Origin of the sequence: Bacillus sp. SRB_331, assembly GCF_003264175.1 — a bacterium.
Lineage (GTDB): Bacteria > Bacillota > Bacilli > Bacillales > Bacillaceae_G > Bacillus_A > Bacillus_A mycoides.
Genome location: NZ_NADV01000035.1, coordinates 1 through 13,100, shown reverse-complemented (window position 1 = coordinate 13,100; position 13,100 = coordinate 1). Strand labels below are relative to the sequence as shown.

The 13,100-nt window shown below is 33.0% G+C and carries 9 protein-coding genes, 3 pseudogenes and 2 riboswitches; of the genes and pseudogenes, 4 read left to right on the top strand and 8 right to left on the bottom strand.

Going from position 1 to position 13,100, the window contains the following annotated elements; translation table 11 throughout:
- Positions 1-260: 260 nt before the first annotated feature.
- Both B5P42_RS22805 and mgtE read right to left on the bottom strand, forming a co-directional pair.
- Entirely contained in the window at positions 261-1,358 is a 1,098-nt protein-coding gene (locus B5P42_RS22805) for a phosphodiester glycosidase family protein (RefSeq protein ID WP_113735314.1), read from the bottom strand.
- A gap of 160 nt (positions 1,359-1,518) precedes the next feature.
- The gene (gene mgtE / locus B5P42_RS22800) at positions 1,519-2,847 is read right to left on the bottom strand and encodes a magnesium transporter (protein ID WP_016093729.1); all 1,329 of its coding nucleotides are present in this window, start codon (positions 2,845-2,847) and stop codon (positions 1,519-1,521) included.
- 277 nt (positions 2,848-3,124) lie between these two features.
- Positions 3,125-3,292, bottom strand: a riboswitch (M-box (ykoK) riboswitch).
- A 520-nt stretch (positions 3,293-3,812) separates the two neighbouring features.
- A riboswitch (M-box (ykoK) riboswitch) is annotated at positions 3,813-3,989 on the top strand.
- 188 nt (positions 3,990-4,177) lie between these two features.
- On the opposite strand from mgtE, the gene B5P42_RS22795 reads away from it, so the two are divergent.
- On the top strand, positions 4,178-5,287 hold the full coding sequence (locus tag B5P42_RS22795) for an FtsW/RodA/SpoVE family cell cycle protein (RefSeq protein WP_113735313.1): 1,110 nt from the start codon (positions 4,178-4,180) through the stop codon (positions 5,285-5,287).
- A 213-nt stretch (positions 5,288-5,500) separates the two neighbouring features.
- Here B5P42_RS22795 and B5P42_RS22790 read toward each other — a convergent pair.
- Positions 5,501-6,061 (bottom strand): annotated as a pseudogene (locus B5P42_RS22790) (serine hydrolase domain-containing protein); the annotation flags it as partial.
- A 70-nt stretch (positions 6,062-6,131) separates the two neighbouring features.
- Between B5P42_RS22790 and B5P42_RS22785 the strand changes: the two are divergent.
- On the top strand, positions 6,132-6,641 hold the full coding sequence (locus B5P42_RS22785; RefSeq protein ID WP_113735312.1) for a DUF4303 domain-containing protein: 510 nt from the start codon (positions 6,132-6,134) through the stop codon (positions 6,639-6,641).
- 140 nt (positions 6,642-6,781) lie between these two features.
- On the opposite strand, the gene B5P42_RS22780 is transcribed toward B5P42_RS22785, so the two are convergent.
- Entirely contained in the window at positions 6,782-7,090 is a 309-nt protein-coding gene (locus tag B5P42_RS22780) for a YolD-like family protein (RefSeq protein ID WP_113735311.1), read from the bottom strand.
- Between the two features lie 29 nt (positions 7,091-7,119).
- Positions 7,120-8,385, bottom strand: a complete 1,266-nt coding sequence (locus B5P42_RS22775) for a Y-family DNA polymerase (RefSeq protein WP_113735310.1) — start codon at positions 8,383-8,385, stop codon at positions 7,120-7,122.
- A gap of 254 nt (positions 8,386-8,639) precedes the next feature.
- Here B5P42_RS22775 and B5P42_RS22770 point away from each other — a divergent pair, with 254 nt between their 5' ends.
- Positions 8,640-9,110 (top strand): DUF5065 family protein, encoded by a 471-nt coding sequence (locus B5P42_RS22770; RefSeq protein ID WP_113735309.1) that lies wholly within the window; start codon positions 8,640-8,642, stop codon positions 9,108-9,110.
- 181 nt (positions 9,111-9,291) lie between these two features.
- Here B5P42_RS22770 and B5P42_RS33180 read toward each other — a convergent pair whose 3' ends face one another.
- Together B5P42_RS33180 and B5P42_RS22760 are read right to left on the bottom strand one after the other, a co-directional pair.
- Positions 9,292-10,053, bottom strand: coding sequence for a hypothetical protein (locus B5P42_RS33180; protein WP_113735308.1), 762 nt, complete (start codon positions 10,051-10,053; stop codon positions 9,292-9,294).
- Between the two features lie 532 nt (positions 10,054-10,585).
- Positions 10,586-12,256, bottom strand: a complete 1,671-nt coding sequence (locus B5P42_RS22760; RefSeq protein WP_113735307.1) for a ribonuclease J — start codon at positions 12,254-12,256, stop codon at positions 10,586-10,588.
- Between the two features lie 497 nt (positions 12,257-12,753).
- On the opposite strand from B5P42_RS22760, the pseudogene B5P42_RS22755 reads away from it, so the two are divergent.
- Positions 12,754-12,894 (top strand): annotated as a pseudogene (locus B5P42_RS22755) (IS6 family transposase); the annotation flags it as partial.
- Positions 12,895-12,969: 75 nt separating this feature from the next.
- Here B5P42_RS22755 and B5P42_RS22750 read toward each other — a convergent pair.
- Positions 12,970-13,100: pseudogene (locus tag B5P42_RS22750) on the bottom strand (septum site-determining protein); the annotation flags it as partial.

Below are 13,100 nucleotides of genomic sequence, written 5' to 3'. Positions count from 1 at the left end.
AATCACAACAATTATTTTTACAGGTTGTCCATTTCACATAGCTGTAGCAAATACTATAAGATTAAAAGCATATAATTGAATATGAGTGTAAGCTGTATACATTATTTATCCTTCTTTTAGCTTCTTGGAGATTTTCCATATGATTGAGTATCTCTATACGCTTTTCTTTAATGAATGTTAAATGATAAAACTTTCAATTTTATTAAACTCTTTGTATGTTAGTTTTTAAACTTTAATTAAACCTTTATTTATTTAAGAATTCATAAATCAGTTGAAATATTTGCATCAAATTCATCTGATTTTTTAGTATCTATTTTTTTCCCATCTATTGTCACCCTTATTTCTTGTTTTTGGTTTGCTGTTACCATCCAAGCATTCGGTAAATAACGATCTTCATGGGATAATGTAGAAGGTGAATTTATAACCTTTCCTCCTAAATATAGCGTAGCAGAAGAACCTCCATCCATAGCCATTGCATTTATTGCTCCTTTTTCATATAGAATATCTTGACACTCTTTTAACGTAGCTCCTATGCTATGTGTCTGCCTACCGTCAATCAGTAAAAACATTATTGTGCCATCTTCTTTTTGTGCCATAATACTTCGCGGAGCAGAGCCCCAACCACCGTCTCCTTCTGTGATCATTTTTTCTCCATTTACAATTAACTGTGGCATAAATCCTGCTGCTGAAACGACTTGTTTATCCAAAAGTTGTTGGGTAGAATAATTTCCAGTTATCATTTGTCCAAACTTTGTTAAACCTGTAATAATTGTAGGGGTATTTCTATCCATATTTGTATCAATAGCTTCCCCATTTTCTATTACTATTCCAGTTGCAACATTTCCTCCTCCCCTTCCTGTTTCATCAGCAAATCCACTTGCATTCACAGCAACAAGTGCATGATTACGTTTTGCCATTACACTAATTTTTTCTCCCCTGTTAGCTCCTTGTGTTCCTTGATGGCTAACAAGTTTAACATTGAAGGGATTGCTAATGGTAATTAACTTTCCTTGGAAAAGAAAACGACTATCTTTATTACTTTTAATTGTTTCTATATCAATTTCTAATGGCTGATTTTTTAATTCTTCTAATCTTTTTCCTGCTATTTTTTTATAAATGGCCTCATCACTATTTGACCATTTTGGATGATTAATTCTATCTTGCAGTTTATCTAGTTCCTTTTGGGATAGGAATGTATATTTCGCATATTGTGGATGCTGAGAAGTTAGTATACTTCCAGCAATTGTTACACGAAGATCTCGGCCATAGTTAGTACCAAATAATATTCCTATGCCAATAAGCATGAAAATAGAAAAAAGAAGCAAAATTCGTTTGAAGATTTTTCTTAGATGTTTCATAGGTTTCTCCTCCGGCATTAATTACATTCAATGAATCCTTTAAGATATTATTTGCCTAAAGACAAAAGTGTTTGTTTCCCTCATTCCCGAGTTCCCCACTATGTCTTGGCAAGCAAAGCAAAATACTTATTCTACATTTCGTATTTATTTCAGTGTATATTTACAAATTTAATAACGTTTTTGCAACCATGAAATAAATTACTAATCCTGTTCCGTCAACAAATGTTGTAATAAATGGACCAGAAACGACTGCAGGATCTAATTTTAATTTTCTCAGAATCAAAGGTAAAACAGCTGCAACAAGAGAGGCCCAAATAACAATAAATAATAAAGTGATTGCTACAACTTGTGCAACTTCTGTTCCAACTCCTAACATATAAGCACGAGTGAGCCCAGCTACCCCAAGTGCAAGTCCGAGAAGCATGCCAATTGCAAATTCCTTTTTCATTACACGGAAAATGTCTTTAAATTTCACCTCTCCAATACCGATCGCACGAGTAATTGTTGCTACAACCTGTGTTCCTGTATTTCCTCCAGTACCTACTAATAACGGTACAAAGAAAGCTAAGGCCACTACTGTTTCAATTTCGTCTTCAAAATACTTTAGTACTGTACCTGTATATGCTTCAGCAACAAAAAGAAGCAATAACCATGGTAGACGTTTGAAGAAAATGCTCCAAATACTAGATTCAAAGTAAGATTGATTTAACGGTTCACTTCCGCCTAACTTTTGGATATCTTCTGTAGCTTCTGCTTCCATAACATTCATTACGTCATCAAATGTTATAATACCAATCATTTCATTATTTGCTGTTGTTACGGGTAATGCTGCTAAATTATAATTCAGTAGCTTTTTTACAACTTCTTGCTGATCAACTTCAGCGTGTACTGAAATTACCTCTTGAATCATGATAGTAGATAATATTTCTTCATCTGCTGCTAGTAATAACTCATGTATGGAAACGATTCCCTTAAGATAACCATGACTATCAAGAACATAGATATAAGATATTGATTCTACATTTTCAGAATGCTCCCTAATGTACTTCAATGTCATTTTTACTGACCAATTCCCTCTAACTGCAACAAAATCACTTGTGACAAGACTTCCTGCCGTTTCAGGTTTGAAAGCCATTAATTTTTTTACATTATGTTTTGTAATTTTATTTAAATACGCCATTAATTTAGCTTGTTTTTCCGGATGAACCGCTAGAAGTAGATCTACTGTTTCATCAATCGGTTGTAAATCTAGTAACTTTTTAGCTTTGTTTTCAGATAAGTGAATTAAGATATTATATTTTTCTTCTGTACTCAAATGTTGAAGAATTTTTGAGCTTTTTAATACAGGAATCTTATCTAGTAATATGACTTGATCTTCAATTGAAAACCGTTTTACTTCTTGTGCAACATCATACGACGGATGACGTAAAACTTTCTCTGCATCCAAATTATTTTGGGTTACAAGTAATTCATTTAATAATTTCTTCATGTTAACTCCTCCTTATATTGCTAAGGGAGACTCTAGAGTTTCATGAGTGGTTTTGTGTTATTTTATCTGTCTACAATTTTTATTAGAGCATTAATAGTTACATTGCAATCAATTTATTATTTAGAACTACCTCCTTTTTGAATATAGACAAGATAAAAATAAATAACATTAAACAAAAAAACCTTTACTCAAAAAGGAGTAAAGGTTTTTTACAATACAAATAAATGATTATTAAGACAGCTCTGCAAAAATCCCAGAGGTGCCTTTCTATCAAATCGTATACCACTCCCTCGTTGAGTTTTAGCACTGTATAGCATAGGTTTTTATAACCAGCTACATTAAAAAGGGCCTTAATCCGACCGTTCCTGTTGACCCATTGGCGTCTCTCGACATTTTTGGGCAGCAGCGTTTCTCTATACAGGAGCCTCACCTAACAAAGATTATTGAATTACTTCAAAATTTAAACCAGAATTTAATATTTGTCAACTAACTTTCGATTCGATTCATAATACATTCTTTTTTAGAGAAATGTAATTCGATTCTATTGTAAATTTGAAATTCAACTTAAAAGATATAAAATTTATATACAATTAGTTTGAAGAAACGTTATAAAATATATGAAATTTCGTTTAGGAAACTTATTGTTTATGATCAATTTGTAACTTTATAGCAGGAGTTGAATTATTAGTCATACCTTACTTCAAAAGAAAATTCTTCAAAAATCTTATTTTATGATTAAAATCTTCTTTACTGTTTATCAAATTTATATGGTTAAACTACTTAATCAAATTATACACTACAGGCCGAAAATAAGTATCTATACGAGATGATTAAATACATTTTCTTGCATTATTTCTCAAAATGCATAAAACAATAAAGAATATAAAATTAGCAATATGCTTACTTGACAAGCAAAAAAAAAGTATTTATGCTGGCTACACGAAACAAATACATAAAATTTATATTGCTAAACCTGTTAGGTGAGGCTCCTATACAAACACAGGCTATTGCCCAAAAATGTCGAAAGACGCCAATGGGTAGAACAGGAATTGTCGGATTAAGGCTCTTCTTAAGATAGCTAAGTAATCAATTTCCATTACTTTACGTTGTATAGTGCCAAAGCTCTACTAGGGGGAGGAAAGCTTTATTTAGTCATGCCAATTTAAATCCCCCCTAGTATGTAACTAGGGGGGATTTTTGCGTAAGAAAACAGGGTGTAAGCGATAGAATCTTTCAAAACAAAAATACTATTTAGTAGTTGATGAGAACAAGATTCTACTCATTAGCAAATATAATATTAAGTGTTAATGTAAATCAGGAGGATATTAAAATGAAAAAAATATTAAAACTCGATTATCTATTGCTCCTCCCTCTATTCATAACATGTACTTTAGGTATTATCATGATGTATAGCGCGAGCTCCATTGTTGCTGTTCAACATTACGGTTATAACAGTAGGCATTTTGTTGATTCTCAATTAACAAAGCTATTTTTAGGAACAATAGGGTTAATAGTTTGTGCTATTCTCCCATATGAAATATGGAAAAAACGAATAGTCTCTATCTGTATTATGGTTGGGGGAATTTTTTTATTAATTATGGTTTTGTGGAAAGGAAAAGTGGTAAATAATGCTCAATCATGGATCTTTGGAATACAGCCAGCGGAATTTCTTAAATTAGGAACAATACTTGTAACAGCCCGTTTTTTTGCATTACGACAAGAACAAGCTAAAAATATTTGGAGTGGTAGCGGAAAACTTTTATTTTTTTTAGCTGCAATTTTTTTCCTAATCTATAAACAGCCAAACTTAGGATCTGCACTTTTAATATTAGGTATAGGTTTTAGCATATTTCTTTGCTCTGGAATAAATGTAAATCTATTAATTAAAAGAATTATAATCGGTTCTATTTTTTGGTTACCTTTTTTATACTTTTTAATTCAATTTAGCTTGTCAGAAGTTCAAAAGACACGTATTACTACAATTCTCAATCCCTTTGTTGATGCGCAAGGAAAAGGATATCAGCTTGTAAATTCTTTTATTGCCATTGGCTCTGGAGGAATTACTGGACGTGGATTCGGAAATAGCATTCAAAAAACCGGTTATCTTCCAGAACCACATACTGATTTTATAATGGCAATAGTTTCTGAAGAACTAGGGTTTATTGGTGTATTTATTGTATTCGTTCTTCGTTCCTTAAAAATTGCACAACTATGTGTAGATCCATTCGGAAGTTTTATAGCAATTGGTATAGGATGTATGATTGGTATGCAATCCATTGTAAATTTAGGTGGTATTACGGGACTATTTCCTCTTACTGGTACCCCATTTCCATTTGTTAGTTTTGGTGGAAGTTCTTTAATGGTCAATTTAATAGCAATAGGAATATTGCTTAATATATCAATTTTCAATAAAATTAAGTTTAATAATTATAATATATAATTATTTTATAATTCTATTTTTTGGAGATTATAAAATTTAACCTCATTGAGCAATCTATGTTCAAATAATTTCTAATTAGGTTTTTAACTGTATGAATATTAATTTTCATACCAAAAAAGGCAGGCATTAATAAATGCTTGCCTTCCGTTCTCAAAATCAATTACACCTAAAATAACGTGGGGTAAACCGAATCCAAAAACTGTCTTCTACGCTCTATTTTTTATATTTTTTTAAAACAATTTCTGCTATTTCATTTGCATATTTTTCAGAGTCAAATTCATCATAGTTACCTAGTACCACAACAGACAAATATTCTTTTGGAAACCGCATGAAGTGTGAACGATAACCTGCCCGCCTTCCTGAATTTTCCAGGTATCGACAGTTAAAACCTTCTGTAATCCTCAGCTCAAAAGCATAATCTTCATTGTCAATAATCGTCTCTCCGGTTGGAGAAATCTTCCGACCTATTTCGCTCATTCTTTTAACAAGGGCTTTTCCACCAATGGTACCTGTAGTTAAATTCTCTCCCCATTTTACCAGATCTTCAACTGTTGCATGAACTGCCCCATCCCCTGTATGTTCCCAAGGGCTTTCATAGATTTTATATATTCCTTGCTCATTCTTCGAATATCCACTAGTAATTAATATAGTAGCTGGGTAGAAATCTACAATTGTTGTGTCTCTCATATTTAAAGGGTCAAAAATACGCTACTTTGTAAACTGACGTAGAGACTTGCTACTTACCTTCTCTACCACTTGTGATAATAAAAAATATTAGGTACACTTTCATGTTAAGATTGAAGTATGTAGCAACATGTTGCTAAAAAAGAACGGAGGAAATACGGTGAAAATGCACCTTCAAGAAAGTTTATATGTTGAGTTGAAAAATGCAATTCGTTGTCATTATAACGAACTTATAACTAGGTGCGGTGTTGACACAATATATGGGTACTCCATATTAACAGACGATTGTGTCGATAGCATTGGGCCAGTGGCTAATAAAGAAAGACTGATCAAAGTTAATAAATCGGACCCTTTATACAATTATTATAGATATGGAGCTGTTGAGTGGAGTGAATGGGACGATTTCGGAATGTTTAATGAAGTAAACAAAATTATTAAAAGATATCATGAAACCGTCGAAGATGGCTTTAACGTGCGAGTAAATACACTGTTGAAAGTATCATTAAATGTGTTAATCGAACTTGAATCAGAAGGTTTGTTTGGAGACAGAAATGATAATCGATTTATTGTCATTTGTTTAACTGATTCATCAAACGAAATCATGATTGAATCAGCTCGATTGCTTAATACATTAAAGATATACGAAGAATATGCTTCAGAATTTGCATAAGAATGAATATAAGAGAAACTGCTCTCTATAAGACACGGTTTTCTTTTGCTCTAAAGTCCACAATTAAAAAGAACCATAACCCTGTCGAAACGGCAAAGTTACGGTTCAAATCACAAATATCTATATTCTTCAAGTAAACGTTATTGTATATGTATGATGTCAGTAAAATAAATTGTAATTTTATTATGGTATGGATCTGTACATGTTATAGATTGTTTTAAAGAGTTCATATTAACTACTGTCATATAGCATGTAAGCAGCCGACCATCTTCAAAATATGTAAGTAATATTTCCGATTCTGATGTATAAGAGTGTATAATTTTTTTCTCTATAATTTCCTGTTCTTCCGGAGTTAATATGGGACGCTTAATTTTTGTTTGCTCTTCTATAAGCTTGTTAATTCCAATAAATTGTTCAGGTAATGCTGCAAATGCCTGCCACTTGACCATTAATCATCCTTTAGGTATCTTTGAATTCATCATGCTTTATGGCCCCCCAGTAGTGTATTTCGATATCTAGCCGTAGCTGAGCTTGTATATGATATTCCCCTTAGTATACTGTTCTTTCCGAAGCGATCTCTAATTTCATCCATTGCCTTTGTTAGTTTAACTTCTTTTTCTCGTTGTACAATGTTATCAAATAATGAAATCTGCTCCTCTCCCTCATTTAGTAAATTTGATAGTGAAATACTAACTGATCGAATTGGCTCACCAGTATACAGTGCGTGTAAATAGTATTTACAGATGTTATATATATCCATGGTCAAATTAGTTGCTCTATTCATTGTATGCCTTTTTCGTATGCCCCCTCCATATTCTGCACTGTACCCTACTGAAAACTGTATCGTTTGAGCAAGTTTATTTTGTCTACGGAGACGATAACAAACTTCTTCAATATGCTCTAATAATATAATTGAGAATTCATCTATATTATAATTACGTAATAGAATTTGGCTCTTACCAACTGAAGTCGTTGCAGGTACGTATTTCTCAGATATCCAACTAAAATCTATGCCATTACTATGTAAATGGTACTCTTCCCCCATTTTGCCAAATGATTTTTTTAGATAATGAAGAGGATAATTCGCTAAGTCACCTATTGTATATATCCCTTTTTGATTTAATTTAGCTTCTGTTTTATGTGAAATTCCCCAAAATTTACTTAAAGGGCGTATAGGCCATAGCTTAGTTGGAATATCTTCGTATCCCCATTGTGCGATCCCAGTTTCATTTTTTTTCGACTCCAGGTCAAGTGCTAGCTTACTCATGAGTATGTTTGGTCCTATACCGATTTTACATTCTAGTCTTGTTTTACTATATATTTCTTTTTGAAAATTAACAGCGAATTCATAAGGTGTTGAAGCAAATAAATGTAGTGATGAATCCAATTCTAATGCAAATTCATCGATGCTATATTGAAAAAAATCCTCAGGTGCTACATATTGTAATGCTAAACTGGTTATGTAATTAGAACATTTAATATAAGTTTCCATATTAGGGTTAACGACTATAATATCTGATCTTTTAGGTAGTTCCCAGCTCCTAGCCATTTTTTTGACACCTAATGCTTTTAATGGTGGAGTTGCCGCAAGTACAATTGAACCGCTAAGATTAACATCCCCCACTACAGCAAGTTTTGTGTATCGAGGGTCTAATCCTTTTTTAACGCAACTAACTGATGCGTAAAAACTCTTGAGATCAACGAAACAAATTTTGCGATCAGGTAAAAGGGAATAGTCATACATAATTAATACATCTCCTTTAAAAGAACATTTGTTCTGTATTTATTATATACGAACTAACGTTCTTTTAAAGGGTGATTTTTCAGTTCAGGATAAATAAATATGAAACACTAGTTAAAAATTCTTTTTTATCGATTGATTGGCAGGAAAATCTGTATATGTTAAAATCTAAATAGAAAATATTACCATCTAATGATTAGACAGCTGTTTTTCATGAGTAAGATTTTAAAGTTCTTAATAAACTAGGAGGCTTAAAAATGAAACTTTTAGGAAAAGTAGCTATTATTGGAGCATTAACTATTGGAGGAAGTGTATTTTCCTATACTGTTGGAAGTATTCCCCCTGCTTCTGCTGAATCTCAATTTATACAGAAAGCATCACCGGTTTTCGATGACTGGCAATGGCAAAACTATTTTTCACTCCATCATAATGCAGACTTCTTACAAGAATTAGCCGTTGGTGATTTGAAGTATGGAGATACTTTTGACATTTCAATTTATACAGGTGGTAAAGACACAGGTATTGTAAAGATATATCGATTAAGTGAAGATGAGAATGGAGTAGTAAATATGCAAAGATATAAAACAATTTATGATACTGGTACTGAGCATAATTATGGTAGATTTGTAACACCTATTACATCAGTTTATAAGCCAGGATCATATGTAGCTGTTATGAAACTTGGGGAGAATTATTATTATGGTGGCAGCTTTAAAATTAAAAAATAATGAATGTTAATTTCACTAATGATAATATTTTTGATATGATCAATGTATAATAAAAACATAACTCATGTAATGTCTAGGCGGTATACTTGACCAACGGCCGCTTAGGTAATGAGTTATACCCCTTAGAAAAGGTACCTTGCAGCAGGGGTACCTTTTCTTTTATTTCCAGTGGTAAATTAGTTTAAATAGAAGCTATATAGTTAAAAAGTATAATGATTAAATTGTAATTGAAGTGAAGTATGTATCCCATATGAATATTTTTAAATATTAGAAAGAAAATCATTTGAGCGATAGCTGGTATACCAATGATAGTTAAACATTGTACCCAATTATAATTATACGTAGAAAGATGGAGTAGTCCAAATGAGCTTCCAGACAAAATTAAAGAGGTTGTAATTGAAGTAATAGGACTTATTATGAAGGAACGTATGATTTTGTGCCAAAAGAATAATATAGATACAAACATAATGTTCTCACCAATTAATTGAATTGCAATACCAGGCGTTTTAAGGAACATATTGGTCGTCCCTTCATTTTCAATGGGGTTAGATGTTCCATTGAATGCTGTAAAAGATAGTAGTACAGAAAAAAACAACAACATTATAATGTAAATAATGAAAGCAGTGAAGAAAGATATTTTCAGCTGTTGGAAAGTGATTTTTTTAGAAAATAAATATCTTTGATCCCACATTATAAGTAGAAATACAAACGTGATAGGAAACGAAAAATATAGTGCTTTAATTATGTATTGCAGCAGTATATCTATATTATTTATATACTTAAGCATAAATGAAGGGAAAGGTAAATATACTGTAGCAATACAAAATAAGATTAGTATTAGGAGCTGTAGATACGTTATAGTTTGCACTAAGCAATCCATGTATGTATTTGCAGCACTAAACGCGTTTAAAGGCCGTTTACATTCCCTAAAAAGAAATTTCATAACACACCTCCATTTTCATTTTAGTAAATACATTTGATTCAAACTCTAACCATCCATTCTTCCCTACTATTACTAAATGTAAGCTCTTAACTGGACATTTCATAAAACTTCACGTACCGAAATTACTAACTATATTTTAAATATAGTTAGTAATGGATTTTCTATTCCCCCAAAAAAAGCACCCCACTGGATGCTTTTTTTGTTCTCTCTATAATTCGCTTAATAGTCTCTTTTCCATTTTTAAAAGGTTTGCTTGCGCACCTTATTAATTTCTTCTATTTTATTTTGACCCCATCCTAAAATCAGCATGGGGTTATGTTTGTTTGAAGTTTGAAGTTTTAAAATTAAATACCTATATAGTCACTCTACACCTGCCCTTTAGTTTAAGTGCAATCCTTCACAAATATTAAATTTTGCTTGGGATTCTTATTCCATTAAATTGTCCAATACAAAAGAAAGAGCACAATTCTTATTAGAGAATTGTGCTCAATTGTTGAAAATCAATTAATTCATTTTTTTAAACTTCCCCCTATTAAATTTCAATAAGTATAGGTACAATCATTGGTTTTTTCTTAGTATGTGTATATACATATTGTCGTATTGATTTTTTTATTTGTTTTTTCATTACATTCCATGAGTTTCTATTTGCTTCTTGTAGCTCGTTAACAGTTTTTATAGTAAGTCGATTAACGTCTCTTCGGAGTTCCGAGAAATCTCTATCCACAAATCCACGAGAAATGGTATCAGGATCAGAAATCAACGTTCCTTCCGCTTTGCTCATAGTTAAAATAATCATGAGCATCCCATCCTCTGAAAGTTGTTTGCGGTCTCGTAACACTATTTCCCCAATATTATCGACATCCCCCCCGTCTATGTAGGTATTCCCCACCGGTATTTTCCGGGTCTGACGGGCAATGGTATGTTCAATATCGACGACATCCCCATTATTGATGATAAATGTGTTTCCTTGCTCTACTCCAACGGATTCCCCTAACAAACGGTGATGGTGCAGCATTCTAAATTCACCGTGAATGGGAATAAAATATTTTGGTTTCATTAATGTAAGCATTAGTTTTAAATCTTCTTGATAACCATGGCCAGAAACATGCATTCCGGATGTACTTCCTGATCCATAAATCACTTTGGCTCCAAGGGCAAATAAGTTGTCTACGATACTCGTAATATTTCGTTCATTCCCTGGTATTGGACCTGCTGCAAAGATAACCGTATCTTCAGGTAAAATGTCGACACCGCGAAAGTTTCCTGTGGACAGGCGAGCAAGAGCAGCCAATGGTTCTCCTTGACTCCCCGTGCATAAAATGGCCACCCTTTCAGGAGCCATTTCATTGATTTCATGTGGGTCAATTAACATTCCATCTGGAACTGTTAAATAACCACGTTCCATAGCAACCGCTATGACATTAACCATACTTCGTCCAAGCAACGCAATTTTTCGATTTGTTTTTTGTGCTGCATTCACGACTTGTTGAATGCGACTAATATTTGAAGCAAAGGTAGAAAGAATAACTTTGCATTCGGCTTTCATGAAAGCTGCTTCCACATGTTCACCTACTATTTGTTCCGATGGGGTCAAACCAGGACGCTCTGCATTGGTACTCTCAGATAATAGAAGCAAGACCCCTTCTTTGCCGATTGCAGCCATTTTATGAATATCCGAATTCTCATTATTCGCAGGGGTTAAATCGAACTTGAAGTCCCCTGTATGTACAATATTACCCTCTGGTGTGTGAAAGACTATTCCCAAGCAATCAGGAATACTATGGGTCACTTTGAAAAAACTTACCCTTATTTCTCCAATTGTCAAGTTTGAGTTTGAGTTGATTTCAATAAGTTCACTTTCTCTTAGGAGTTTATGTTCTTTTAATTTGATTTCAATTAATCCTAGTGTGAAGCGTGTGGCATAAACGGGTACATTCAATTTTTTTAAGAAGAACGGGATCCCCCCGATATGATCTTCATGTCCATGTGTGACAATTAAAGCCCTGACTTTATATTTATTTTCTACTAAATAAGCTATATCAGGGATAATCAAATCAATTCCTAATAAACTTTCATCTGGAAACTTATTGCCACAGTCGATAATCACGATATCGTTTGAATATTCAATTGCATACATATTTTTTCCGATTTCATTCAAGCCGCCTAAGGCGAAGATAGATACTGCATTCTCTATTGTACTCAAATTTATAACCTCCCATTTTAATTATAATCTTAGTATGCCCTTTAGGTTTCCCTTTATCAGTAGGTTGAATGCTCGAGATTCCTAGAAAAAAGGGAACTTTAGACTTGTTTTTCCTAAATATACTGACTACAACATTGATGTCTTCGTTTCCCAAATTGTTATCGAGGTCTTTCCTCCCATGGAGACAGCTGCTATTGAAATCACTCATGGTTTTCGATTCTTAATAAAGAGGCAATTCTTTTTTAAGAAATGCGCCCGATAATGGAAGATCGTTTTGCAGAAGTCATGCGGCACTTACATTGTAGAATAGCCCTCTAAAACAGAAGAAGCTCTCCTCATACAAATTGCATAGCTTAGGGTGAGAACAAATTCTTCTAAATCATATCTACGTGCATTGGAAAAACCGTTGTCTTCACCTTTAACACTGAATCCACATCTCATCAGAACCTTAAGGGATACTTCAAATTATTAGCTTGATGGACATGGGACGACACCCTAATATGTTTGGATTAAAATCATTGCAAACAGCTAAAAAGGTGATTGCTAGAATAGAAGTTATGCATATAATCAAAAAAGGACAAACTCTCCAAGATGAAAAGTTTGTCCAAAACCATGATCTCTTTGGTTCAACAATATAAAATTCAGTTCCGCTAGGAATCTTTCGTTCTTTTTTCATATCTCACTATTTTTGCTTCAGAACTAACAATAGTGAATTAGAATAATGACTTAATACTTGCTAGGACAGTAAGGATACCTATAACAATGACAAATACATTGCTCGCTTTCCCTCTATATTTAGCCAGTACTGGTACTTTACGAATCGCATACATTGGTAATAGACATA

What these genes read in the sequence shown, in the direction of transcription:
- B5P42_RS22805 (WP_113735314.1), bottom strand. Translation starts at nt 1,358, where the DNA reads ATGAAACATCTAAGAAAAATCTTCAAACGAATTTTGCTTCTTTTTTCT.
- mgtE (WP_016093729.1), bottom strand. Translation starts at nt 2,847, where the DNA reads ATGAAGAAATTATTAAATGAATTACTTGTAACCCAAAATAATTTGGAT.
- B5P42_RS22795 (WP_113735313.1), top strand. Translation starts at nt 4,178, where the DNA reads ATGAAAAAAATATTAAAACTCGATTATCTATTGCTCCTCCCTCTATTC.
- B5P42_RS22780 (WP_113735311.1), bottom strand. Translation starts at nt 7,090, where the DNA reads ATGGTCAAGTGGCAGGCATTTGCAGCATTACCTGAACAATTTATTGGA.
- B5P42_RS22775 (WP_113735310.1), bottom strand. Translation starts at nt 8,385, where the DNA reads ATGTATGACTATTCCCTTTTACCTGATCGCAAAATTTGTTTCGTTGAT.
- B5P42_RS22770 (WP_113735309.1), top strand. Translation starts at nt 8,640, where the DNA reads ATGAAACTTTTAGGAAAAGTAGCTATTATTGGAGCATTAACTATTGGA.
- B5P42_RS33180 (WP_113735308.1), bottom strand. Translation starts at nt 10,053, where the DNA reads ATGAAATTTCTTTTTAGGGAATGTAAACGGCCTTTAAACGCGTTTAGT.